This window comes from Sphingopyxis sp. Soil_C_28 (assembly GCF_057657055.1).
This window is the reverse complement of sequence record NZ_JBDGJE010000001.1, coordinates 41,567-66,198: the sequence shown is the minus strand read 5'-3', so window position 1 is coordinate 66,198 and position 24,632 is coordinate 41,567. Positions and strand designations below refer to the sequence as shown.

Annotated in this window: 24 protein-coding genes; 8 read left to right on the top strand and 16 right to left on the bottom strand. The window is 64.4% G+C overall.

The annotated features are described in order from the left end of the window. Position 1: 1 nt before the first annotated feature. Positions 2–1,177, bottom strand: coding sequence for a GGDEF domain-containing protein (locus AC3A43_RS00310; protein ID WP_487790557.1), 1,176 nt, complete (start codon positions 1,175–1,177; stop codon positions 2–4). 195 nt (positions 1,178–1,372) lie between these two features. On the opposite strand from AC3A43_RS00310, the gene AC3A43_RS00305 reads away from it, so the two are divergent. From AC3A43_RS00305 to AC3A43_RS00275, 7 genes are all read left to right on the top strand, one after another. Then, a complete protein-coding gene (locus tag AC3A43_RS00305; RefSeq protein WP_487791998.1) occupies positions 1,373–2,584 on the top strand; it encodes a hydrolase in 1,212 nt (403 codons plus the stop codon). Further along, positions 2,581–3,582, top strand: coding sequence for an arginine N-succinyltransferase (locus AC3A43_RS00300; protein ID WP_487790556.1), 1,002 nt, complete (start codon positions 2,581–2,583; stop codon positions 3,580–3,582). Before AC3A43_RS00305 ends, AC3A43_RS00300 begins: the two co-directional genes overlap by 4 nt. A 1-nt stretch (position 3,583) precedes the next feature. Beyond that, a complete protein-coding gene (locus AC3A43_RS00295; RefSeq protein WP_487790555.1) occupies positions 3,584–4,834 on the top strand; it encodes an N-succinylarginine dihydrolase in 1,251 nt (416 codons plus the stop codon). Then, the gene (locus AC3A43_RS00290; RefSeq protein ID WP_487790554.1) at positions 4,831–5,502 is read left to right on the top strand and encodes a spermidine synthase; all 672 of its coding nucleotides are present in this window, start codon (positions 4,831–4,833) and stop codon (positions 5,500–5,502) included. Before AC3A43_RS00295 ends, AC3A43_RS00290 begins: the two co-directional genes overlap by 4 nt. A 17-nt stretch (positions 5,503–5,519) precedes the next feature. Further along, positions 5,520–5,822, top strand: coding sequence for a UBP-type zinc finger domain-containing protein (locus tag AC3A43_RS00285; RefSeq protein ID WP_487790553.1), 303 nt, complete (start codon positions 5,520–5,522; stop codon positions 5,820–5,822). Between the two features lie 108 nt (positions 5,823–5,930). After that, positions 5,931–6,173 (top strand): hypothetical protein, encoded by a 243-nt coding sequence (locus AC3A43_RS00280; protein ID WP_487790552.1) that lies wholly within the window; start codon positions 5,931–5,933, stop codon positions 6,171–6,173. Between the two features lie 47 nt (positions 6,174–6,220). Continuing rightward, positions 6,221–6,976, top strand: a complete 756-nt coding sequence (locus tag AC3A43_RS00275; RefSeq protein ID WP_487790551.1) for an alpha/beta fold hydrolase — start codon at positions 6,221–6,223, stop codon at positions 6,974–6,976. Here the strand turns inward: AC3A43_RS00275 and AC3A43_RS00270 are convergent. The 3 genes from AC3A43_RS00270 to AC3A43_RS00260 all read right to left on the bottom strand — a co-directional run bounded on the left by AC3A43_RS00270 (position 6,927) and on the right by AC3A43_RS00260 (position 11,147). Then, positions 6,927–7,970: an alpha/beta fold hydrolase gene (locus tag AC3A43_RS00270; protein ID WP_487790550.1), complete on the bottom strand. Its 1,044-nt coding sequence runs from the start codon at positions 7,968–7,970 to the stop codon at positions 6,927–6,929. The genes AC3A43_RS00275 and AC3A43_RS00270 overlap by 50 nt on opposite strands. Positions 7,971–8,032: 62 nt before the next feature. Continuing rightward, on the bottom strand, positions 8,033–9,706 hold the full coding sequence (locus AC3A43_RS00265) for an MFS transporter (protein ID WP_487790549.1): 1,674 nt from the start codon (positions 9,704–9,706) through the stop codon (positions 8,033–8,035). A gap of 58 nt (positions 9,707–9,764) precedes the next feature. Next, entirely contained in the window at positions 9,765–11,147 is a 1,383-nt protein-coding gene (locus AC3A43_RS00260) for a DEAD/DEAH box helicase (protein WP_487790548.1), read from the bottom strand. A 312-nt stretch (positions 11,148–11,459) separates the two neighbouring features. Between AC3A43_RS00260 and AC3A43_RS00255 the strand changes: the two genes are divergently transcribed. Further along, positions 11,460–12,932, top strand: coding sequence for a glycerol kinase (locus tag AC3A43_RS00255; protein ID WP_487790547.1), 1,473 nt, complete (start codon positions 11,460–11,462; stop codon positions 12,930–12,932). An 11-nt stretch (positions 12,933–12,943) separates the two neighbouring features. Here AC3A43_RS00255 and rpmE read toward each other — a convergent pair whose 3' ends face one another. The 12 genes from rpmE to rpsB all read right to left on the bottom strand — a co-directional run bounded on the left by rpmE (position 12,944) and on the right by rpsB (position 24,403). Next, positions 12,944–13,171 (bottom strand): 50S ribosomal protein L31, encoded by a 228-nt coding sequence (gene rpmE / locus AC3A43_RS00250; RefSeq protein WP_324073844.1) that lies wholly within the window; start codon positions 13,169–13,171, stop codon positions 12,944–12,946. Between the two features lie 207 nt (positions 13,172–13,378). Next, positions 13,379–13,858: a 3-hydroxyacyl-ACP dehydratase FabZ gene (gene fabZ, locus AC3A43_RS00245; RefSeq protein ID WP_487790546.1), complete on the bottom strand. Its 480-nt coding sequence runs from the start codon at positions 13,856–13,858 to the stop codon at positions 13,379–13,381. Positions 13,859–13,863: 5 nt separating this feature from the next. Further along, complete coding sequence (locus tag AC3A43_RS00240) at positions 13,864–14,559, bottom strand: OmpH/Skp family outer membrane protein (protein ID WP_487790545.1); 696 nt, start codon at positions 14,557–14,559, stop codon at positions 13,864–13,866. Next, positions 14,559–17,267: an outer membrane protein assembly factor BamA gene (bamA, locus tag AC3A43_RS00235; protein WP_487791997.1), complete on the bottom strand. Its 2,709-nt coding sequence runs from the start codon at positions 17,265–17,267 to the stop codon at positions 14,559–14,561. The genes AC3A43_RS00240 and bamA overlap by 1 nt, the downstream gene beginning before the upstream one ends. Before the next feature lie 71 nt (positions 17,268–17,338). Beyond that, positions 17,339–18,475 (bottom strand): RIP metalloprotease RseP, encoded by a 1,137-nt coding sequence (gene rseP / locus AC3A43_RS00230; RefSeq protein ID WP_487790544.1) that lies wholly within the window; start codon positions 18,473–18,475, stop codon positions 17,339–17,341. Beyond that, complete coding sequence (locus AC3A43_RS00225; protein ID WP_487790543.1) at positions 18,462–19,625, bottom strand: 1-deoxy-D-xylulose-5-phosphate reductoisomerase; 1,164 nt, start codon at positions 19,623–19,625, stop codon at positions 18,462–18,464. The genes rseP and AC3A43_RS00225 overlap by 14 nt, the downstream gene beginning before the upstream one ends. Before the next feature lies 1 nt (position 19,626). Beyond that, positions 19,627–20,304 (bottom strand): phosphatidate cytidylyltransferase, encoded by a 678-nt coding sequence (locus AC3A43_RS00220; RefSeq protein ID WP_487790542.1) that lies wholly within the window; start codon positions 20,302–20,304, stop codon positions 19,627–19,629. Positions 20,305–20,307: 3 nt separating this feature from the next. Continuing rightward, positions 20,308–21,000, bottom strand: coding sequence for a polyprenyl diphosphate synthase (uppS, locus tag AC3A43_RS00215; RefSeq protein WP_487790541.1), 693 nt, complete (start codon positions 20,998–21,000; stop codon positions 20,308–20,310). Positions 21,001–21,034: 34 nt separating this feature from the next. After that, positions 21,035–21,589, bottom strand: a complete 555-nt coding sequence (gene frr / locus AC3A43_RS00210; RefSeq protein WP_487790540.1) for a ribosome recycling factor — start codon at positions 21,587–21,589, stop codon at positions 21,035–21,037. Positions 21,590–21,613: 24 nt separating this feature from the next. Then, positions 21,614–22,336, bottom strand: a complete 723-nt coding sequence (gene pyrH / locus AC3A43_RS00205; protein WP_487790539.1) for a UMP kinase — start codon at positions 22,334–22,336, stop codon at positions 21,614–21,616. Positions 22,337–22,451: 115 nt separating this feature from the next. Further along, positions 22,452–23,378, bottom strand: a complete 927-nt coding sequence (tsf, locus tag AC3A43_RS00200) for a translation elongation factor Ts (protein ID WP_487790538.1) — start codon at positions 23,376–23,378, stop codon at positions 22,452–22,454. A gap of 137 nt (positions 23,379–23,515) precedes the next feature. Further along, positions 23,516–24,403 carry a 30S ribosomal protein S2 gene (rpsB, locus tag AC3A43_RS00195; RefSeq protein WP_487790537.1) on the bottom strand — a complete coding sequence of 296 codons (888 nt, stop codon included), beginning with the start codon at positions 24,401–24,403 and terminating at the stop codon, positions 23,516–23,518. Between the last annotated feature and the right edge of the window lie 229 nt (positions 24,404–24,632).

The window sequence follows — 24,632 nt, the reverse complement described above, 5'->3', positions numbered from 1 at the left end:
CTCAGGCGACGTCCATGGCGGGCGCGGAAGGCAATTCGCCAAGCGCCACGCGAACCTGATTTCGCCCGCCGGACTTGGCGCGGTAAAGCGCGGCGTCGGCGCGGCGCGACAATTCGAAGAGGGTATCGTCGAAGGTGCGCTGGGCAACCCCGAAGGACGCCGTGAAGCCGCGATCGATCCCCAGTACCGGCAACCGCGCCGAAGCAAAAGCCGCGCGAACGGTTTCGGCGTAGAGGCGGCCGTCCGACAGCAGAGCGCCCGCGATCAGTACGGCAAACTCCTCGCCCCCGATGCGCCCGACGATCGCATTCGGCGGAGCGGCATCGGCCAGCATCGCCGCGAAATGCGCGATAACGCCGTCGCCGGCAGCATGGCCGAAACTGTCGTTTATCTTTTTGAAATCGTCGAGATCGGCCGTGATCAGCACTGCGACGTCGCCGCCGCGCAGCAGCGCCAATTCGGCATGACGTTCAAAGCCGCGCCGATTGAGTACGCTGGAAAGCGGATCGGTTTCGGACCGCACCACCATTTCGGCGGTCGTGTCGCGCATCATCACGAGCAGCAACACGAGCCCGATCGCCATCAGGGAGACAACGCTCCCGCTTTGCGAGATCGCGGCGTAGGTCGTCTCCATATATCCCTGCGGCGCGCTCGCCGTCCCGACCGTCGCTGCGACCAGTGGTTTGGCGAGATAGATGATTGCCGCGGACAATTGCAACGCAACGAGGAGCAGATCAAGCGCCTGACGACGGCCCGTGCGCCAGATCACGACCCCTGCCAGCGCCTGCATTGCAAAATACGTCAGCTGATAGATGATCAGCCGTGGCATCGAGCTATAGGGCATGCTGAAAATCACCGGAACGGCGAGGATTGCAAACACCCATATCACCGCGATGGCGATCCACGGTGGCCGCGCGCGATAATGATAACATGCGCCAATGAGCGCGAAGCTGAGCGCGAGCAGGAAACCGAGGAATATGCCGATGCCGACCGCGGTGGGGTCGGCCTGCCGCGTCAGCAGAAATTCAAGGCCGACGTGGACGATCCCCATGCCGCAGCCAAGCGCGAGCCACCGCGCGCCGCGCGCGGTCCGGTTCGTCGCCGCGACCACAGCGAACGCCACGGCAAAAATGCCGGCAACGGACATGTTGATGCCTAGTACGAAGGCGGCGGTCATCGGCTTACTCACATCGTCGGTTCGACCTGCCTAGCGAGCCGGTTTCGAACTTTCGGTTAATGCACGCGATTCGGGCGGTATTTTTGCGCGTCCTTAGTCGAGCACGCGGCGCGCGGCAGTGACTTACGGTGTCGCGTCGACAAAATAGCCGGCCGGGGGGTGCAAAAGCCCGTCACCGCTCGCTATAGCCGCGAGATGGTCACGCTTACCGCAACCGAAAATATAACGCTGGAACGCGCCGCCGATGCACCGATGCTGGCACAGGTCGAAAAATGGGCAGCGGTGAACAGCGGCACGGGCAATCTCGCGGGGCTGAAGACCGTTGCGGGCCTGCTCGCCGACGCCTTTTCCGCGCTGCCCGGCGAAGTGCGGCTGGTCGCTGCCGATCCGGTCGAGAGCGTCGACAGCGCGGGCACCGTCAACACGATCCAGCGCGGCGATCATCTGCATGTGCGGGTGCGTCCGGAGGCGCCGGTGCAGTTGCTGCTGACCGGGCATATGGATACCGTCTTCGCCGCCGACCATCCCTTTCAGACGCTGAAATGGCTGGAAGACGGCGTGCTCAACGGTCCGGGCACCGCCGATATGAAGGCGGGGATTTCGGTGATCCTTGCCGCGCTGACCGCATTCGAAGCCTCGCCGCTCGCTGGCCGCGTCGGCTATGACGTGATGATCAACAGCGACGAAGAAACGGGCAGCCAGGCGTCGGCGCGGCTGATCGCCGAACTCGCGAAAGGCAAGACCGCGGCGCTGACCTATGAACCTGCGCTGCCCGACGGCACCCTCGCGGGCGCCCGGCCCGGCAGCGGCAATTTTTCGGTGATCGTCCATGGCCGCGCCGCGCACGCCGGGCGCAATCCGCAGGACGGGCGCAACGCGCTGCTCGCCGCCGCCGACCTCGCGCTGCGGCTGGGTGCGCTGAAGTCCGATACGCTCAAGGTCAATCCGGCGAAGATCGACGGCGGCGGGCCGAACAATATCGTGCCCGACAGCGCGATCCTGCGCGTCAACATGCGCCCGTCGACCCCCGATGCGATGGCGGCGGCCGAAGCCGCGCTGCGCGATGCGATCGCCGCGGTGTCGCGCGAGCATGATGTCCATTGCCATGTGCACGGCGGGTTCAACCGTCCGCCCAAGCCATTGGATGCCGCCGCGACGCGGCTGTTCGAACTGGTACGCGACTGCGGCGCCGCGCTCGGCCTGCCGCCGATCAGCTGGAACGCCACCGGCGGCGTGTGCGACGGCAATAATATCGCGGCGTGCGGCGTGCCCGTCGTCGATACGATGGGACCGCGCGGCGGCGCGATCCATTCATCGGACGAGTTTCTGATTACCGGCAGCCTGCCCGAGCGGGCACAGCTGTCGGCACTGACAATGACAAGAATAGCGGAACGGGGGACTGTGTGAATTATGTGATCCGGGCGGCCAAGCCGGGCGACCTGCAGAGCATTTACGAGATGGCGAAGCTGACCGGCGGTGGCTTCACCAACCTGCCCCCCGACAAGAAAGCGCTGTCCGCCAAGCTCGAGCGCACCGAAGCCTCATTCGCGAGCGACAAGGAATATCCGTCGGACGAGCTATACTTGCTCGTGCTCGAGGACCTCGACAGCGGCGAAGTGCGCGGCACCTGCCAGATCTTCGGACAGGTCGGCCAGCGCTGGCCCTTCTATTCCTATCGCATCGGCACCGACAGCAAGCATAGCGAGCAGCTCGGGCGCACATTTCAGGCGCAGATCCTGATGCTGAGCAACGACCTCAACGGGTCGAGCGAGGTCGGCGGGCTGTTCCTGCACCCCGCCGCGCGCGCCGGCGGCCTCGGCCTGCTGCTTGCGCGCTCGCGCTATCTTTTCATCGCGCGGCACCGCGCGCGATTTGGCGACCGTATCCTTGCCGAGCTGCGCGGGGTGATCGACGAAGCCGGCGGATCGCCCTTTTGGGACGGGGTCGCGGGCAAATTCTTCGGAATGAGCTTTCAGGAAGCCGACCAGTTCAACGCCGTGAACGGCAACCAGTTCATCGCCGACCTGATGCCCAAGCATCCGGTCTATATCGCGATGCTGAGCGACCATGCGCGCAGCGTGATCGGCGTGCCGCACCCCAGCGGCCGCGCCGCGATGCGGATGCTGGAGAACGAGAATTTCGCGTTCGAAAATTATGTCGATATCTTCGACGGCGGCCCGACGATGACCGCGCGCACCGATCAGGTCGCGAGCATTGCGGGCGCCAAGCATGTCGAGGTGTCAGGGATCGCCGAAACGGGCGAGGATGCCCTTGTCGCATCGGGCCAACTGGCCGATTTTCGCTGCTGTTTCGGCAAGGTCGGCGGCGGTTCGACGATCGATTCCGAAGCCGCCAAGCTGCTGGGCGTCGGCAAGGGCGGCGAGATCAGCTGGATCGGCCGCTGACATGCTGACGGAAATCAATTTTGACGGGATCATCGGGCCGAGCCACAATTATGCGGGCCTCAGCCGCGGCAATATCGCGTCGGCGAATAACGCCGGCGACGCGTCGCAACCGCGCGCCGCCGCGTTGCAGGGCATCGAGAAGATGCGCCACAATCTCGCGCTCGGCCTGCCCCAAGGCTTTTTCACGCCGCTCGATCGCCCCGACGCACCCTGGCTGGAAACGCTCGGCACCACGCTGGAAGACGCCGAAGGCCATTTGCGCGCGCAGGCCTGGTCGGCGTCGTCGATGTGGGCGGCCAATGCCGCGACCGTGTCGCCCGCGCCCGACAGCGCCGACGGCAAATGCCATTTGACCGTCGCGAACCTCGTCACCATGCCGCACCGCAGCCACGAGTGGCCGGGAACGCTGGCGCAGCTGCGCCTTGCCTTCGCCGACCCCGCCTTTGCCGTACATGCGCCGATCCCGGCGCCGTTCGGCGACGAGGGCGCGGCAAACCATATGCGGCTGTGCAGCGGGCATGACGCGGCTGGCGTCGAGATCTTCGTCTATGGGCTGAGCGGAGGGCGTTTCCCGGCACGCCAGCATCTCGATGCATCGAAGGCAATCGCACGCCATCACCGGCTCGATCCGAAGCGTACGCTCTTCATTCGTCAGTCGGACACCGCGATCCAGGGTGGCGCGTTCCACAATGACGTCGTTGCGGTCGCGAACGAGCATGTGCTGTTCACCCACGAAACCGCGTTCGAGGATCGCGAGACCGCGCACGCCGAAATCCGCGCCGCCTTTCCCGCGGTCGAGATCGTCGAGGTGCCCGCAAGCGCGGTAAGCCTGCCCGACGCGATCAAATCCTATCTGTTCAACGCGCAGCTCGTCAGCCTGCCCGATGGCGGCGGCATGGGGCTGGTCCTGCCCACCGAAGCGCAGGCGATCCCGGCGGTATGGCAATGGCTGGAAGCCCATGTCGCGGGCAACGGCCCGATCCGCCGGCTGCTGCCGGTCAACGTCCGCCAGTCGATGGCGAACGGCGGTGGCCCGGCGTGCCTGCGGCTGCGCGTCGTTGCCGATCCGGCGACGGTCGATCCGCGCTTCATCGCCGACAAAGCGAAGCTGGACCAGATCGCCGACGTGGTGGCAAAGCACTGGCCCGAGACGATCGCCCCCGGCGACCTCGCGTCGGCGGCGCTGGCGAGCGACGTGCGCCGCGCGCGCGCGGCGCTGCTGGAAACGCTCGATCTGGGCGAGCTGAATTGAAGATGCGCGAGCTGGTCGGCACGGCGGAGGTGCCCGGCGGCGACGAACTGCGCCTGTACCGACGCGGCGACGATTTCATCATCGCGATCGATCGCAACGAGTTGATGAGCAGCCGGATGAGCGGTTCCGAGGAAGCGCTGGCGACGATGACGTGCGACCGGCTGCGCAGCCCGGACAAGGCGCATCTGCTGATCGGCGGCTATGGCATGGGATTTACCCTGCGCGCGGCGCTGGCGACGCTGGGGCCGGACGCGAAAATTACCGTGGCGGAACTGGTCCCCGGCATCATCGATTGGGCGCGCGGACCGATGGCGGAGCTGGCGGCGGGCTGTCTCGACGATCCGCGCGTCGAACTGATGCTTGGCGACGTATCGCAAGCGATCGGGACGGCGACCCGCCGTTATGATGCGATCCTGCTCGACGTCGACAATGGCCCCGACGGGCTGACGCGCGAGGCCAATGAGGGACTCTATTCGGTGGCCGGCCTTGCAAGGGCCAAGGCGGCGCTGCGGCCCGGCGGCATATTGGCGATATGGTCGGCGGCGCCCGACGCCCGCTTCACCCGCCGCCTGGCGGCCGCGGGTTTCCAGGTCGATGAGGTCGGCGTTCGCGCGCGAAGCAATGGCAAGGGGCCGCGGCACGTCATCTGGTTTGCGCGGTCGCACTGAAGCATGAAGGAAGCGCCATGACATCCTGTTCGCACGCGTCCGCGATCCAAGACGTCGTCCCGAGTGCGAAGGGGTGCGAGGCGTGCCTCGCGATCGGCAGCATGTGGGTCCATCTGCGCCTTTGTCGTTCGTGCGGCCATGTCGGATGTTGCGACGATTCGCCGCACCGTCATGCGCGCGCGCATTTTCAGGAAAGCGGACACCCGATCATCGAGGGATATGACCCGCCCGAAGGCTGGGGATGGTGTTATGTCGACGATGTCGAGGTCGCGCTTCCCGATCAGACGCCGCAGGTCGGACCGATTCCGCGCTATTTTTAAGCTCCCGGCCTTCCCATATCTGTCGGATTAACTTACAGTTTACCATAAGCCCGGCGTGCCAAATCCCGTATTTGCGCCAGTGGCACGGCTCTTGCTGGATAGATGGTGATGCTGAAAAAACTCGGACGCCTGTTCGTCATCAAGACCCGCTTCGAGGCGTGCCTCATCATTTATGCGCTGGCGGTCGGGGCGATGGCGCGCGGCGCGGCCTATCTGCATGAATATCCGGGGCTGGGCGGAAAGCTGTTGCTTGTTGCATGCAGCGGGTCGGTATTCCTCGCGGGCGCGAAGATTTTCGACTGTCTGCGCCACGAGCAGGCGGCCGCCGCCGTCCTAAAACAGGCCGCGTAATCCCGCGAGCCTTTCGCGTGTCATCGAAACATGCGAAGGCACAAGCCATGAGCAGGATCAGCGGCCGCCCGGCCATCAGCACCGAGCATGTCTATGGCATCAACCTGCGCGTCGCGCGCTGGCGCGAGGGCGCAGCCGGCACCCCGCTATTGTTCCTCAACGGGATCGGCGCCGATATCGCCGCTGCGGCGCCTTTGCTCGCACAGATCCACGGCCGCGAAGTCTGGACGCTCGACATGCCCGGGGTCGGCGGCTCGCCCGATGCGTTGATGCCTTATGGCGCGCCGACGATCGCGGCGGTGGTGATGGAGATTGCCGACCGTTTCGGGCAAAAGGTCGTCGATGTCGCCGGTTTCAGCTGGGGCGGCGCGCTGGCACAACAGATCGCGATCCAGTTTCCGGGCCGCGTTCGCCGGCTGGTGCTGATGGCGACGACGCCCGTGATGGGCGCACCCGGAATCGGATGGGCGGCAATGTTCGACGACGACATGCTGGCGAGCGGTCTCAAAATCCAGACCGCCACCCCGCTGGGCATCGCGTACCAGACCGCGGCGATGGCGGGATGGAGCAGCGTGGGGTTCCTGTCAGGCTTGAAGCAGCTTCCGACGCTGGTGCTGATGGGCGAACAGGATGGCGTGATGCCCGCCTGTTACGGCCAGATGCTCGCCGACCAGATCGAGGGCGCGGCGCTGGAAGTGGTACCGGGATCGCACCTCTTCCCCTTCACCCATGCCGCGACGATTTCAGAGCGGATCAGCGCGTTTCTGGATTTGCAGGTGCCGGGACAACAAGCCGCCGCGTAAGGAAATCGGCGATCGCCCCGGCGGTCGCATCGGGCGCTTCCTCCATCGGCAGATGGCCGATTCCGGGCAGAATCACGACCTCCGACCCCTTTATGCGTTCGTTGAACGTCTTTGCCGCGCTGGGATTGATGATCCGGTCCTTGTCGCCGAACAGGATCAACGTCGGCGCCTCGATGTCGCCTACGCGCGCCGCCATCGCAGGTTCGCGGTTCATCCGCGCGCGCAGCACCGTCGCCTCGCGATTGCCAGGGAAATGCAGCAATTCCCAATAGCGGTCGATCATCGCATCATCGATGATCTCCTGTTTTTCGACCGAGCCGCGCAGCGACTGCTCGACCAGCATGCGCGGAGTAATCTGCGTCGCCAGCCAGCGGCCGAACGGATATTCGAGGACGCGGAAGCCGACGTTCGATTCCGGCCGCTTCTCACCCTTGCGCAGCGGCATCCCGCTGGCGTCGATCAGCAGCAGCGCATCGACCCGGCGCGGTTCCGCCAGCGTGTAGCGCCAGCTGACCCAGCCGCCCATCGAATTGCCGCCGAGGACGAAATGGTCGAGCCCGAGCTTGGCGGCGACGACATCGACGGCGTCGATCATGCCCTGCGCCGAATAATCGGTGTCGGGGATCGCACCCGTCAGGCCGTGCCCGGGAAGGTCGAGCGTGACGATGCGCCAGGTGGCGCCGAGCCGCTTTACCAGCGGCTCCCAGGTGTGGAGACTGGCGTTGGAACCATGGATCAGGATGATCGCGGGGCCGTCGCGCTTGCCCTGATCGCGATAGTGAATCTGTTGTCCCGCCGGCCCTGCGACGAAGGTCGCTTTCGGGCCGCCATATTTGGCGATCATTTCATCACGATCGGTATCGGGGGTGCGCAGCGCGAAGAAGGTCGCCACGACGGCCAGCACCAGCGCGAGCGGGATCAACACCCTCTTGCGCCGGAACAGCGGACGCCGCGGCGGCAATGGTTCGAATTCATCCTCGTCGATATTGGCCATCACAACCCCACCCTTTGTCCGCCGCGACCCTAGTGCACGCGCCTCCGGCGTCAATCGCCCGGCTATTCGTGGATCTTGCGCCGGAATGTTTCGGGCAGGAACAACAGCCCGACGACCAGCGTGATCACCGCAATGATTACCGGATACCACAGGCCATAATAGATATTGCCCGTCGCCGCGACCATCGCGAACGCCGTCGTCGGCAGGAAACCGCCGAACCAGCCATTGCCGATATGATAGGGCAGCGACATCGCGGTGTAGCGGATGCGGCTGGGGAAGAGTTCGACGAGCAGCGCGGCGATCGGGCCGTAGACCATCGTCACGAGCAGCACGAGATAGAAGAGGATCGCGACGACGAGCGGCTTGTTGATCCGCGCGGGATCGGCCTTGGCGGGATATCCGGCGTCGGCGGTCGCGGCTGCCAGTTGCTTCCGGAACGCCTCGGCAGCCCCCGCCCGCTCATTCTCGGCGAGCCGCCAGGGTTCGGGGGCGATCAGCACGCGCTCGCCGATACGAACCTGCGCAGGCTGTCCGGTGATGCGATCGCGTTCATGGCTGGAATAGCTGACCCCCGCCTTGGCCAGCGCCGATTTGGCGATGTCGCAGCCGGTGCTTTCGAACTTCTCCTTGCCGACCGGGTCGAACTGGAACGCACAGGCGCCGGGATCGGCGGTGACCGAGACCGCCGCGCTCGCCTGTGCCTTCGCCATTGCCGGATTGGCGGCGGACGTCAGCATGTGGAATGCCGGGAAATAGGTCAGTGCCGCGAGCGCGCAGCCCGCGAGGATGATCGGCTTGCGGCCGATCTTGTCGCTGAGCCAGCCGAAGACGATGAAGAAGGGCGTGCCGAGCGCGAGCGCGATGGCGATCAGGATGTTGGCGGTCGCGCCGTCGACCTTCAGCGTCTTTTCGAGGAAGAAAAGCGCATAAAATTGTCCGGAATACCAGACGACCGCTTGCCCGGCGACCGCGCCGAACAGCGCGACGATGACCCATTTGAGATTTTCCCAGCGCCCGAACGCTTCGGTCAGCGGCGCTTTCGAGGTCGTGCCTTCCTCCTTCATCTGTTTGAAGACGGGGCTTTCCTCGAGCTGGAGGCGGATCCAGAGGGAAACGCCGAGCAGGATGACCGAGATCAGGAAAGGAATACGCCAGCCCCAATCGGCAAACGCTTCCTCGCCGATGACCGAGCGGATCGCGATGACGACGCCGAGCGCCGCAAACAGCCCGAGCGTTGCGGTGGTCTGGATGAAACTGGTGAAGAGGCCGCGTTTGCCGTCGGGCGCATGTTCGGCGACGTATGTGGCGGCGCCGCCATATTCGCCGCCGAGCGCGAGGCCCTGGAGCAATCGCAGGACGACGAGCAGAATCGGTGCAGCGACGCCGATCGACGCATAGCTGGGGAGAATGCCGACAAAAAAGGTCGATGCGCCCATGAGCCCCATCGTGACGAGGAAGGTGTTCTTGCGTCCGACGAGATCGCCGATGCGCCCGAAAAACAAGGCACCGAAGGGACGAACGGCAAAGCCCGCCGCAAACGCCGCGAGTGCAAAGATAAAGCCGGTGGTTTCGTTGACGCCCGAAAAGAATTGCGCCGAGATGATCGTGGCGAGCAGGCCGTAGAGGTAGAAATCATACCATTCGAAAACCGTGCCGAGCGACGAGGCGAGGATCACCTTGCGTTCGCTCTGCCGGCTGTCGATGGGTGCCTTGCCTGCTGTTTCGCCGTCCGTCATCCGCTGCCCCTTCGCCCATCATCGTTGGGCGAAGGGTCTAGCGGGTGTCAGCGGCGCGTCAACCGACGCGGGTTACCGCGCCCTTATGTGCGCCGACGCTTTTGTTGCGCGGGCGGAAGCGGCGCTTGCGCTGGCCTTCGGCCGTCGCATCGCCGGCGGCACCATCGCGGCGCGGACCGCGCTCGCCTTGCGGCTTGCCGCCATTGCGTCCGCGATTGGCGTCCTGACGTTGACGATTGGGGTCACGACCCTGGCTGCCGGTGTCGCGGGGACCCGCAACGGGCTTGGGCAGGTTACGCACCAGCTCGTTGAAATTCTCGGGCAGCGGCATCGGTTCGGACTTCGACCGCGTGACGCGCTCGATGTCTTTCATGTACGGACGCTCATCGGGAGCGATGAAGCTGATCGCCTTGCCCTCGGCGCCGGCGCGCGCGGTGCGGCCGATGCGGTGAACATATTGTTCGGGCACGTTCGGGATTTCGAAGTTGATGACATGCGAAACGCCCGACACGTCGATGCCGCGCGCGGCGATGTCGGTTGCGACGAGCAGCTTGATGTCGCCCGAGCGGAAGGCCTGCAGCGCGTGGGTGCGCTGCGACTGGCTCTTGTTGCCATGGATCGCCATCGCCTTAATGCCCGCGCCGGCGAGGTGGCGCACGACGCGGTCGGCGCCATGCTTGGTGCGGGTGAAGATCAGCGCGCGGTCGATCTCTTCGCTGGCGACGATCGAATGAAGCAGCGCCTGCTTTTCCTTCTGTTCGACGAAGGTCGCGAACTGGCTGATCTTTTCGACCGTGGTTGCTGCCGGGGTAACCGACACGGTGACCGGATCGTTGAGAAACTGTTCGGCGAGGTGCGCGATTTCCTTCGGCATCGTGGCCGAGAAAAACAGATTCTGACGGCGCGACGGCAGCAGCTTGGCGACGCGGCGCAGCGAATGGATGAAGCCCATGTCCATCATCTGATCGGCTTCGTCGAGGACGAAGATTTCGACATCGTCGAGGCGCAGCGCGCGCTGATCGATCAGGTCGAGCAGACGGCCCGGGGTAGCGACGAGGATATCGACGCCGCCCGAAAGGTCGCGGATCTGCTTGTTGATCGGCACGCCGCCGAACACCGTCGAGACCGACAGCTTGGTGAAACGGCCATAGTCGCGGCAGCTCTGCGCGATCTGCGCGGCCAGCTCACGCGTCGGTGCCAGCACGAGCATGCGGCAGCCGCGCGGGGTCGGGCGATGCGGATAGGTCAGAAGATGGTGGATCGAGGGCAGCGAGAAACCGGCGGTCTTGCCGGTGCCCGTCTGCGCGATGCCGCACAGGTCGCGACCCTTCATCAGCGGCGGGATCGCCTGCATCTGGATCGGGGTCGGGACGGTATAATCCTTGGCGGCAAGCGCGCGATTGATGTCGGCATGCAGGCCAAAGTCGTTAAAAGTCGTCATAAGATACTCACAATGGGCGACGCGCAGGCGCATCCGTTCGGATCGAACGGACGGCGCACGGGCCGCGGGTTCGAAACGACCCGCGTGAAAGGGTGCCTCTGGGGACAATAGCGCGGTTCCGGCTCGTCCCGCGCCTGAGATTGGGCGGGAAAATCACGCTGCCGGTGGTTACGGCGGGTGGTCCCGCCATGCTGCGCTGCACAATATATGGCATAGCCGCCGCAATTTTGCAAGCCGGATACGAATGTAAGTGTCGTGCAGCTTGTCGGCGCGGCTTTCTTTTTGCATCACAGGCAAAAGAGGGAGAGCGATATGGCCGAGAAAATCATCGTCATCGACGAGGGAACCACGTCGACGCGCACGATGCTTTTCGGTGCCGACGGCATCCCACTGGGCAGCGCGCAGCGCGAAATCCAGCAACATTACCCCGGCCCCGGCCTCGTCGAACATGATGCCAGCGAGATTTGGGAAGCGACTCTCGCCTGCACGCGCGAGATGATCGCGCAGGCGGGCGGCGCCGACCATGTCGCCGCGATCGGGATCACCAATCAGCGCGAAACGGTGGTGTTCTGGGACCGGACGACCGGCGAGCCGCTCGCGCCCGCGATCGTGTGGCAGGACCGGCGTTCGGCCGCCGACTGTGCGGTGCTGAAAGAGGCGGGCCACGAACCCCGGGTGCAGGCGAAAAGCGGGCTGCTGCTCGATCCCTATTTTTCGGGGACGAAGATCGGCTGGGCGCTGAAAAACTGGCCGCAGCTGAAGGAAGCTGGCGACAAGCTCGCGGTGGGGACGATCGAATCCTACCTGATCTATCGCCTGACCGGCGGCGTGCATGTCAGCGACGCGACAAATGCGTCGCGCACCTTGCTGATGGACATCAACGGTCAGGGCGGCTGGGACGCCGAATTGTGCAACCTGCTGGGCGTCCCGATGACGTTGCTGCCCGAAATCACCGGCTGCACGACGACGGTCGGCAAGACCAATCCCGCGCTGTTCGGCGGCGCGATCCCGATTTGCGGCATGGCGGGCGACCAGCAGGCCGCGACGATCGGGCAGGCGTGCCTGTCGCGGGGACAGACAAAGGCGACATTCGGCACCGGCGCCTTCATCCTGTCGGCGAGCGGCACGACGCGCCCCATATCGAACCATCGCCTGCTCGCGACGGTGCTGGTGCAGGAAGGCAATGTTCGCTCTTACGCGCTCGAAGGGTCGGTGTTCGTCGCGGGGAGCCTGATCAAATGGCTGCGCGACGGGCTCGGCCTGCTCGCGAACGCAGGCGAGAGCGAAGGCCTCGCGCGTTCGGTCACCGACAATGGCGGGGTCTATATGGTCCCCGCCCTCACCGGGCTTGGCGCGCCGCACTGGCGGCCCGATGCGCTCGCGGCGATATCGGGGCTGAATTTTGCGACGGGCAAGGCACATGTCGCGCGCGCGGCGCTCGAAGCGATGGCCTATCAGGCGCACGACCTGAAATCGGCCTTCGCCGCCGACGGCGTCGACTGGGCGGACCTGCGCATCGACGGCGGCATGGCCGCGAACGACTGGATGGCGCAGGATCTGGCCGACATACTCGACCTGACGGTCGAGCGGCCCGATTTCGTCGAGAGCACCGCGCTTGGCGCCGCGATGCTCGCCGCGACGGGGGCGGGACTTTATCCCGACCTGTCGAGCGCAGCCAAGGCGATGCGCGGCACCGCGACGCGCTTCACCCCCGCGCTGGATGCCGAGAAACGCAAAACGCGCCTTGCCGGGTGGCAAAGCGCGCTTGCAAAGGTTTTAGGCTAAGGCCCGAAGGCTTAGCGCTTGAGGGTGAGACCACCGAAACGCTTGTTGAACTTGGCAACCTGGCCCGCAGCGTCGAGCATGCGTCCGGTGCCGCCGGTCCATGCCGGGTGCGCGGTGGGGTCGATTTCGAGCGTCATCGTGTCGCCCTCTTTGCCCCAGGTCGAGCGCGTCTGATATTCGGTGCCATCGGTCATCTTGACGGTGATCATGTGGTACGCGGGGTGGATATCTTTTTTCATGTTTCCTGGCTCCTGTGCCGCTGGTTACCGACCAGCTAGCTGTGAGTCTGTGCGTCCGGGGACGCGAAGGTGCGGCCTTTAGTGGCCTATGATGTGAAATGCAACACCCTGCCCTCGTCATGCCGGACTTGATCCGGCATCCATGGCCGCATCGGCGTCATGAACCCCGGATCAGGTCCGGGGTGACGATAGAAAACAGTGGCGGCCTCAGTCGCTCGGCGGATCGGCGATCATGGCGGTGAACTGGCATTCGGTCGCCAGCTGGCCGCCCAGCATCGCCTTGCCTTCGAACTTGCAGATATTGCGCTTCGCCTGAAGGATCGTGACATGGAGATCGAGCAGCACGCCGGGTTCGACGGGCTTGCGGAACTTCACGCCGTCGATACCCATGAAATAGACGAGCTTGCCCGAGCCGCCGAGGCCGAGCGACTCGATCGCCAAAATGCCGCCGGCCTGCGCCAGCGCCTCGACGATGAGGACGCCGGGCATGATCGGCCGGCCGGGGAAATGTCCCTGAAAAAAGGGCTCGTTCATCGTCACTGCCTTGACCGCGTGGATCGAGGTGTCCTTCACCATCGATTCCACCCGGTCGACGAGCAGCATCGGATACCGATGCGGCAGCAGCGTCAGGATCCGGCGGATATCCACCGGACCCAGTGCGCCGTCAGACTTTTCCCCGTCGGTCATGCGACTTAGCGGGTCGTCGGTGCGGTGCCCGTCGGCGCCGGAGCCGGGGTTGCGGGACGTGCGCCCTGTGCGGCGCGGGCCTGGTCCATCAGCTGCTGGTTGCGCTGCTGGACGAGCTGGCCAGCCTGATAGCCGGCCGGAACTGCGGTCGACACGGTCGGCAGGATGCGGTTGAGTTCGGCGACCACCGCGTCGGTGATGTCGACATTGTTTTCGCGCGCAATCACGGCTTCGGGGTTGACCAGCAGGTCGACCTTCTTTGCGGTCATCGCGGCCTTGATCGCTTCGTTCATGCGAATGCTGATCTGATCCTCGACATAGGCGATGGCGAGATCGACGGGCGCGCCGATCTGACCGAGTTCGGCCTGCGCGGCGCGCTGCTTGTCCTGCACCGCCTTGCCGGCAGCGGCGACCGCGGTTTCGTTGCGCGGCGTCTTTTTGATTTCTTCGTTATACTTGGCGATCAGGACGTTGACCTCCGCCTGAAGCGTCTGGCCGCGCGACTGCTGCTGATCGATCTGCGCCTTGTAGGTGGTCTCGATCTGCCCGCTGGCAACGGTGAAGGCGTTCGAACGGGCAGCCGCGACGCGGACGTCGGCGACGCCGACCCCCTTTGCCTGGGCGATGGCCGGGGCCGACAGGATGGGCGAAACCGACAGCGTGGCCATGGCCAGCGCCGAAGCGACGAGAATTTTCTTCATTAGAATTGAGTTCCTACATTGAATGAGAAGCGTTTTGTGTCGTCGCCCTCTTCTTTGCGAAGGGCGTAAGCGAAGTCGATCCGGAAGGGACCGAAAGGAGAGTTCCAGTTGACCCCGGCACCGATCGAGACGCGCGGCATCCACGTATCGCCGAAGAAGCGTTCTTCGAACGGATCGAGGCGAGAGAAATCGGTCGGACAGGTCGTATATTGTCCCGTCCCCGTCGGGACGCCGCCCGTCGGCGTCGTTGTCGTCTCCGTCGCGAACTGGGTGACGCCCGTGTTCGCGTTGCGGCAAAGCGACTTGGTGAGGCCGAAACCGGGCGCGTTGGGGTCCGTTTCCCTGAAATTCGCGAGCGTCGTCAGCTGCGGCCGGCGAACGCTGAACACCGACCCGACGTCGAGGAAGATCGACGGCCGAAGCCCCATTTCCTTCGCACCGGTGCCGAGCGGAATATCGAGTTCGATCCGGCCCTGATAATAAGCACGGCCGCCGAGCGCGTCGTCGATCTGGCCGCGATCACCACCGTCGCCGTCCGTGACGACAATCGGGTTGGCGGGATCGAGATTGTTGACCGAATAGCGGATGACGCGCGGGCCGACGCCGCGGATATCGAAACCGCGCATCTGCGGCTCGCCGAGGAAGAAGCGGTCGGTCAGGCGGACTTTGTCGCTCGTCGGGGTCGGACGACCGCCGAACGGATAGATATAACCGCCTTCGGCCGAGACGTTGAGGATGAAGCGGCTACCGAGGTTGAAGTGCTTCGATCCGTTCAAACGCGTGCGGACATATTTGACGCTGCCGCCAAGGCCCGCGAAATCCTGGCTGAGCGACAGCGACTGGCCGCGCGTCGGGCGGATGCGATTGTCGCGGTCATCATAGGCGAGCGTGTAGCCGAGCAGCGAGGTCGTGCGGTTGCCGATCGCGTCGCACAGATAGCGGCCGGCAACGAGGGGGTCGCACTGGTCGCCGAAATAATAAACCCCCCTGTCGAGCGTCACATCGTCGAAGTTGATGCTGTAGCGCGCAAAGAAGGACATGAATTCGGTGAGCGGCACGCCGGCGTTGAGCTGCAAGCCGGTCGTGACCTGCTGGAACGTCGTCCGGCGGTCATTGTTGATGAAGTTGAACGAGTTCAGATCGCGGCGATAGACGCTGCCGCCCACGGAAATATTGCGGTCGAACAGATAGGGTTCGGTAAACCCGAGTTCGATCGACTTCGAATAGCTCGAATAGTTGACCGATGCCTGGAGCTGCTGCCCAAGGCCGCGGAAGTTGCGCTGGCGGATCGACGCCTGGAGCAGGAAATTCTCGATCGACGAGAAACCGGCCGACAGCGACAGTTCGCCGGTCGGCTTTTCCTCGACATTGGTTTCGAGGATGATGCGATCGGGCGTGCTGCCTTCCTTGCGCTCGATTTCCAGATTTTCCTGGAAATAGCCAAGGCTGTTGATGCGGTTCTCCGTACGCTTGATGCCGAAGCTGTTGAAGGCATCGCCCTCGTTCAGACGGAATTCGCGGCGTACGACCTTGTCGTGGGTCAGCGTATTGCCGTTGACGTCGATCCGCTCGACGTACGTACGCGGGCTTTCGGCGACGTTGAACGTGATCGCCATCGTCCTGGTTTCGGGATCGCGGCGGAATTCGGGATTGATGTCGGCAAAGGCGTAACCGAACAGACCCGCAGTCTCGCTCAGGCTTTCGACCGTGTCCTCGACCTGCTTGGCATCATACCAGTCGCCCGTGTGCATCGGCAGCAGCTTCTTCAGCATCTCGGGCTGGAAGTCGCGGATTTCGCTCTTCACGTCGATGTCGCCGAACTTGTAGCGCTCGCCTTCCTCGACCACATAGGTGATGATGAAGTCCTGCTTGTTGCTCGTCAGCTCCGCCACCGCCGAAATCACGCGGAAATCGGCATAGCCGTTGGTCAGGTAGAAGAGGCGCAGCTTCTGCTGGTCATAGGCGAGACGGTCGGGGTCGTAGCTGGTGTTCGACGACAGGATCGTCATCAGGCTCGACTGCTTCGTCGCCATCTCGCCCTTGAGGTCGCCGTCGCTGAACTTCTCGTTGCCGATGATGTTGATCTGGCGGACCTTCGACTTCGGCCCTTCGTTGATTTCGAACACCACATCGACGCGGTTCTGGTCGAGCGACACCATCTTGGGCTCGACCGTCGCGGCGAAGCGGCCCTGGCGCTTGTAGAGTTCGATGATACGCGCAACGTCGGCGCGGACCTTCGAGCGCGTGAAGATCTGGCGCGGCGCAAGCTTGATTTCGGGCCGGACCTTGTCTTCCTTCAGGCGCTTGTTGCCTTCGAGGATGACGCGGTTGATCACCGGGTTCTCGGCGACCTGAATCGTCAGCGCACCGGCGTTGTCGCTGATCTGGAAATCCTTGAACAACTCGGTGGCCGCGAGATCCTTCAGTGCCTGATCGAGCACCGAACGGTCATATTGCTGCCCGACGCGCAAACGCAGGTACGACAGGATCGTCTGCGCCTCGAGCCGCTGGTTGCCCACGACGGTGATCGATTGAACCGTCGTTGCGGTCGGCACCGCTTCGCGCGCGGGCGCCGGAACGGCGGGAGCGGGCACGGGCGGCGGCGCAACTTCCTGCGCCATCACCGGCGCGCCAAGCATCGTTCCTGCCATGAGGAGGGCCGACAGCTGTGTCCGCGCCGAGAATTTGTGTGAAGCCACGCTGTTCATCCCGAAAAAATAACTCAAAAGCGACAAACCCGCCTGACCGCGGGCTGCGCGCACTCCCTGCCCCAGACTCGCTAGCCAATCAAGCGCGCGATCCCGTCCCACAGGCCCAATGAGCCCAAATCGTTGAAAGTCACGACCAGCATCAGTGTAACGACCGCCGCAAAGCCGAATCGAAACGCCCATTCCTGCACCTGCGGCGGAGCAGGACGCCGCCGAACCGATTCATAAGCGTAGAATAGCAAATGACCACCATCGAGCATCGGCAATGGCAACAGGTTGATGAACCCCAGATTGATGGAAATAAAGGCGACGAAGAAGATCAGGGCCGCGATGCCGAGCGAAGCCATTTCGCCCGACTGTTTGGCGATCCGGATCGGCCCGCCCATTTCCTTGACCGACCGCTGCCCGGTCAGAAACTGCCCGAGGATATTGCCTGTCAGACGCACCATCGCCCAGGTCTGGGTCGCGCCCGCCTGCACCGCCGTCAACGGGCCGACGTCGGTGTACACCGGCGCGCCGGGCAGGATGCCGATGATCGCCCGCTCGGCCTTGTTACCGAACGGATCCTTTTCCGAAATGATCCGCGGACGCAGCGTGACTTCGAACCGTTCGGCGCCGCGTTCGATATCCAGCCTTGCCGGTTTGCCGAGGTCGTAGCTGATCGCGAGGCGGATATCGTCGAAACTGTCCATGGTCCGGCCGTCGATCGCGGCGATGCGATCGCCCGGCTGCAGCCTGGCCTCGGCGGCCGCGCTTTGCGGTGCGACCACGCTCACCACCGGCGGGGTCTGCGGTGCGCCATAGACCATGAAAAATCCGGCGAAGATGGCAATCGCGAACAGGAAGTTGGTGACCGGCCCCGCGGCGACGATCAACGCGCGCTTCCATACCGGCTGAGCCGGAAATGTGTGCGACTTTTCCGCAGCGGGCAGTTGATGCCAGGTCGCGTCGGGCTGGCTGACCGCGTCACGATCGCCCGCGAACTGGACATAGCCGCCAAGCGGCAACCAGCCGATCTTCCATTCGGTGCCGCGCTTGTCGGTCCAGCGGAGGATCTTGCGGCCGAAACCGATCGAGAAGGTTTCGGCCTTCACCCCGCACCAGCGGCCGACGATATAGTGCCCATATTCATGAACGAATACGAGCGGGCCGAGGACCGCGAGGAACGCGACCGGATAAAGCCACATAGGAATGTCAGGCAGGTTCATATTGGTCCACAAAATATCGGGCAGCCGCACGCGATGCGGTATCGACGCTGAATATGTCCTGAAGCGATGAGGGGGCCGCAGGTTCCGTAGACTCGATCACGCGGCGCACGGTATCGACGATCGCGGGAAAGGATATGCGTCCGGCAAGGAACGCGGCGACCGCCACCTCGTTCGCGGCGTTGAGCTGCGCGGGGCGCGCGCCGCCCTCGGCAATCGCGGCCCTGCAAAGCGCGGTCGCGGGAAAACGCACCTCGTCGGGCGCCTCGAAATCGAGCCGCGCGATGCTCGCGAGGTCGAGCGGCGCGCATGGCGTCGCCATCCGCTGCGGCCAGGCGAGCGCGCTGCTGATCGGGATGCGCATGTCGGGCGAGCCAAGCTGAGCCAAGGTCGAACAATCGATATATTCGACGAGGCTGTGGATCACCGATTGCGGGTGGACGAGGATTTCGATCCGTTCGAGCCCGACGGGGAACAGGTGATGCGCCTCGATCAGTTCAAGGCCCTTGTTCATCATCGTCGCCGAATCGACGCTGATCTTGGCGCCCATCGACCAGTTGGGATGGGCGACGGCCTGTTTGGGCGTGACCCCGGCCATGTCCGCGGCGCTCATCGTGCGGAAGGGGCCGCCGCTAGCGGTCAGGATGATACGGCGCACCTGATCGATGCGCCCGCCCGCGAGGCACTGGAAGATCGCATTATGCTCGCTGTCGACCGGCAGGATCGTCGCGCCCGATGTCCGCGCCACGGCGGTCATCAGTTCGCCCGCCGACACCAAAGCTTCCTTGTTGGCGAGCGCGACGTCGTAGCCGGCGGCAAGCGCCGCCATCGTCGGCGCGAGGCCCGCGGTGCCGACAATCGCCGCCATCACGAGATCGGTGGGCCGCTGCGCGGCTTCGACCAGCGCGTCGGCCCCTGCGGCGATTTCGATGCCGGTTCCGGCGAGAGCCTGTTTCAGCGCGCCATAGAGCGTTTCATCGGCAATCACCGCGATGTCGGGTCGGAATTCTTTCGCGAGCTTCGCCAGCTCGGCGACGTCGCTGTTCGCGGTCAGCACCCCGACCTTCCACGCCTCGCCGTCACGGCGGACGAGATCGAGGGTCGATTGCCCGACCGAACCCGTCGCGCCGAACAGCGAAAGGCGGCGCGTCATGTCAGATCACCGCCCGCACGGCGATATGTCCTGCGAACGCCAGTGCGCCGAGCAGCAGCGCGACCGGCAGCACGCCGTCGACGCGGTCGAACAGCCCGCCGTGACCCGGGATGAGCTTGCCCGAATCCTTGACCCCGGCGCGGCGCTTCATCCAGCTTTGCGCGAGATCGCCGAGCTGCGCGAGCAGTCCCATGAAGAGGCCGATCCACAGCGGTACCCCGACGATACCCGCGCGGTCGCCGATGGTGGCGCTGGCGATCAGCGCGGCGACCATGCCGCCGATCAATCCCGACCATGTCTTCGAAGGGCTGATTTTGGGTGCGAGGCGTGCGCCGCCAAAGGCTCGGCCAGCAAAATAGGCACCGATGTCGGTCGCCCAGACCATACCGAAAACCCAAAGCGCGGCGGTCATGCCCAGCGCATCGCGGATGAACCAGAGCCCCGCCATCGCGCCGAGGACGAGGATGGGCCCGAGCGCGCTCAGCGCCGCTTTGGCGCCGCTGCCAAGGGTCATGGCGCGTACGAGCGCGAACCATTCGACGAGGACCAAAGCGCCACCGACGAGCAGCAACAGACCGAAAGCAAGACCCCCGAACCACAGCGCGGTGCCCGCGATCGCAAACAGCACGATCGCCGATCCCGCCCGCACCCACAGATCCGACTTGCCCGCTGCCGCCATGCCCTAAAGTCCCCCGTAACGACGATCGCGGCGCGCGAAATGATCGAGCGCCGCCTTGAGATCGGCCGGTTTGAAGTCCGGCCAAAGAATGTCGGTGAAATAAAGCTCGGCATAGGCCGACTGCCACAGCAGGAAATTCGACAGCCGGACCTCGCCCGACGTGCGGATGAGCAGGTCGAGCGGCGGCATGTCGGCGGTGTCGAGATGCGCTTCGATCGACGCCTCGCTGACGTCGCCCGATGCCGCCGCGGCCGTTGCCGCGCGCACCAGTTCGTCCTGCGCGCCATAGTTGAGCGCGACCGCGAGCGTGGTGCGCTTGTTTCCGGCGGTGCGCTCGAGCGCATTTTCGATCAGCTTGACGACGTCGGGCGCCAGCGCACGCCAGTTGCCGATCACTTTCAGCTTCACATCGTTCGCGGCGAACTCTTCGAGATCGCTCAGGATGAAGCGTTTCATCAGCCCCATCAGGTCGCTGACCTCTTCCTCGGGCCGTTTCCAGTTTTCGGAGGAGAAGGCATAGAGCGTCATCGCCTCGATGCCGAGATCGCCCGCGGCGCGCACGATCGTCCGCACCGCCTCGACCCCGGCCTTGTGACCGGCGACGCGGGGCAAAAGGCGCTTTTTGGCCCAGCGGCCATTGCCGTCCATGATGATGGCGACATGGCGCGCGCCGTGGCTGGCGGCTGAGGTCGTCATAATCTGCAAAGGGTCCCGAAAGCCGCCCGGTCCACTAGCCCAGGATTTCCTTTTCCTTGGCGGTCGCGGCGGCGTCGAGTTCGGCAATCGTCGCGTCGGTCAGCTTTTGCACCTCGGTCTCATGGCGCTTGCGTTCGTCCTCGCTGATTTCCTTCTTGTTTTCGTCGGCCTTCAGATTGTCCATGCCGTCGCGGCGGACGTTGCGCACCGCGATGCGCGCCGCCTCGGCATATTTGCCGGCGAGCTTCGACAATTCCTTGCGGCGCTCCTGCGTCATTTCGGGGATCGGCAGGCGCAGCACCTGACCGTCGACGATCGGGTTGAGGCCGAGCCCCGCCGAGCGGATCGCCTTGTCCACCGGACCGACGTTCGATTTGTCCCAAACCTGAACCGTCAGCATGCGCGCTTCGGGCGCGCTGACCGACGCGACCTGGTTCAACGGCATATGGCTGCCATAGACTTCGACCGTCACCGGATCGAGCAGCGCGGTGTGCGCGCGGCCGGTACGCAGGCCCGCAAGATCGCTCTTCAGCGATTCGACCGCGCCGTGCATGCGGCGTTCAAGGTCGGCCTTGTCATATTTCGCCATCGTCTTTTCCTCTCTTGATTCTTGTCAGGCTGCGTCGCCGACGACAGTGGAAACACCCTCGCCCGCCAGCACGCGCGCCAGATTGCCCGGCTCGCGAATATTGAACACGACGATCGGAATATGATTGTCGCGGCACAGCGCCACCGCGCTGGCGTCCATCACCTTCAGATTGTCGGCGAGCACGCGGTCATAGCTCAATGTATCATAACGGACCGCGGTCGGATCCTTCTTGGGATCGGCGTTATAGACGCCGTCGACGCTGGTGCCCTTCAGCAACGCGTCGCACTTCATCTCGGCCGCGCGCAGCGCCGCACCGCTGTCGGTGGTAAAATAAGGAGCGCCGACGCCCGCGGCAAAGATCACGACGCGGCCCTTTTCCATATGGCGTTCGGCGCGGCGGCGGATCACGGGTTCGCACACCTTGTCCATCTCGATCGCCGACTGGACGCGCGTTTCGACGCCCAGCTGTTCGAGCGCATTCTGCATCGCGAGCGCGTTCATCACGGTCGCCAGCATGCCCATATAGTCGGCCTGCGCGCGGTCCATGCCCTTGGCAGCGCCCGCCATGCCGCGAAAGATGTTGCCGCCGCCGATGACGAGACAGATTTCGAGCCCGCGATCCTTGGCTTCCTTGACCTCGGCCGCCATGCTCGCAACGGTTTCGGGGTCGATGCCGAAGGCGCTCGAGCCCATCAGCGCCTCGCCCGACAGTTTCAGCAAGATACGTTTCATGCCGGGCAGAGCCATGATCGGGGGAACCTTATGTAATCGATGAATAAGCGAATGGCGCGCACCCTAGAGCGGGTACGCGCCATTGCCAAGCGGACTGCCGCGCGTTGGACGCAGCAGTCGCGCGTTTCTTTTAAACGCCGGCGACAGCCGCGACTTCCGCCGCGAAATCGCTTTCTTCCTTCTCGATGCCTTCACCGAGCTGGAAGCGGACAAAGCCCTTCAGCGTGATCGTCGCGCCGACATCCTTACCGGCAGCGGCAACGACTTCGGCGACCGGGGTCTTGCCGTCCATCACGAACAGCTGCGACAGCAGTGCGTTTTCCTTGCGGAACTTCGCGATCGAGCCATCGACCATCTTCGACACGATTTCGGCAGGCTTGCCCGACTGGGCGGCCTTTTCCTCGGCGATCGCACGTTCGCGCGCAACGAGGTCGGCGTCGAGGTCGTCGCCGTTCAGCGCCAGCGGGTTCGCGGCCGCAACGTGCATCGCGAGCTGCTTGCCCAGCGGTTCAAGAACATCGGCACCGGCGGTCGATTCGAGCGCGATAAGCACGCCGATCTTGCCCATGCCGGGGGCGGCGGCGTTGTGGACATAGGCGGTGACGACGCCCGAGTTCACCGAGACGATGACCGAACGGCGCAGCGACTGGTTTTCACCGATCGTCGAGATGTTCTGCGTCAGCTGTTCGGTGACGGTGCCGCCCGACGGATAAGCCGATGCGCCGAGGGCGTCGATGTCCGAGATATTGCCGGCGAGTGCGACCTGGGTCACGTCGCGAACGAAGGTCTGGAACTGCTCGTTCTTCGCAACGAAGTCGGTTTCGCTGTTCACTTCGACCATCGCGCCGCGATTGCCGTCGGTGGCAACGCCAACGAGGCCTTCGGCGGCAACGCGGCCGGCCTTCTTGGCAGCAGCAGCGAGACCCTTGGTGCGCAGCCAGTCGATCGATGCTTCGATGTCGCCGTTGTTTTCGGCGAGGGCTCTTTTGCAATCCATCATGCCTGCGCCCGTGCGGTCGCGCAGTTCCTTGACGAGAGCGGCCGTAATTTCAGCCATGGGTGATCCTTTCCAGTGTGGAGCAATCCCGTAATCGGGACTGCATGCGCCGCACGCGTGGCGGCGCGACAAGTCAAAACGATGACCAAGGGCGGCGGCTGCCGTTCGCAGCGCGCCGCCCCGTCATTCAGGCGCGCTTAGGCGTCGCTCTGACGTTCGGTTTCGGCAGCGGCTTCGGCCGGGACCTGTTCGTCTTCGGTCACCGGAGCGGTGTCGACAGCCGGAGCGGCTTCGACGGCCGGGACGTCTTCAGCAACCGGAGCGGCTGCTTCTTCGGTCAGTGCCGCTTCGGCGACGGGCTCGACTGCGGCGCCGAGATCTTCGCCGCGGTTCGCACGGGCCTGCTGGCCGCCACGGGTCGCCGCCTGGGCCACCGCGTCGCAATACATGCGGATGGCGCGCGCGGCGTCATCGTTCGCCGGAACCGGGAACGCGATGCCGTCGGGCGAGACGTTCGAATCGAGGATCGCGACGACGGGGATGCCAAGGACATTGGCTTCCTTGATCGCCAGCTCTTCCTTGTTCGCGTCGATCACGAACATCACGTCGGGAATGCCGCCCATGTCACGGATGCCGCCGAGCGACATTTCGAGCTTGTCGCGTTCGCGGGTGCGGTTGAGCACTTCCTTCTTGGTGAGGCCCGAGGTGTCGCCCGAAAGCTGCTCTTCGAGCGTCTTGAGACGCTTGATCGAACCCGAGATCGTCTTCCAGTTGGTGAGCATGCCGCCCAGCCAGCGATGGTTGACGAAATGCTGACCCGAAGCGCGCGCGGCGTCGGCGATCGGACCCTGTGCCTGGCGCTTGGTGCCGACGAACAGGACCTTGCCACCGGCGGCCGACGAGGACGCGATGAAGTCGAGCGCGCGCGCGAAAAGCGGCACGGTCTGCGACAGGTCGAGAATGTGAATGCCGTTGCGCGCACCGAAGATATACGGCTTCATGCGCGGGTTCCAGCGGTGGGTCTGGTGGCCGAAGTGGGCGCCAGCCTCGATAAGGTTCTGCATCGTGACGACAGGTGCCGCCATAGTCTTTCTCCTTCCGGTTGGTCCTCTGGAAAGCAAGAACCGAAGGTCCGCAAGCGGACGATCCGGCACCGGTTTATGTGCGCCTTCCATGTGGAATGGCCGGGCCGTTAGCGGCCTTGGCTGCCGAAAGCAAGAGGTGCCGGCTCATTTTCGGGTTCAACCGAAACGGCGCGCGCGACTCCATTCGGCGAAAAAGCGACTCGGTTCGTCGCAAAAGTCTTGAGAACAA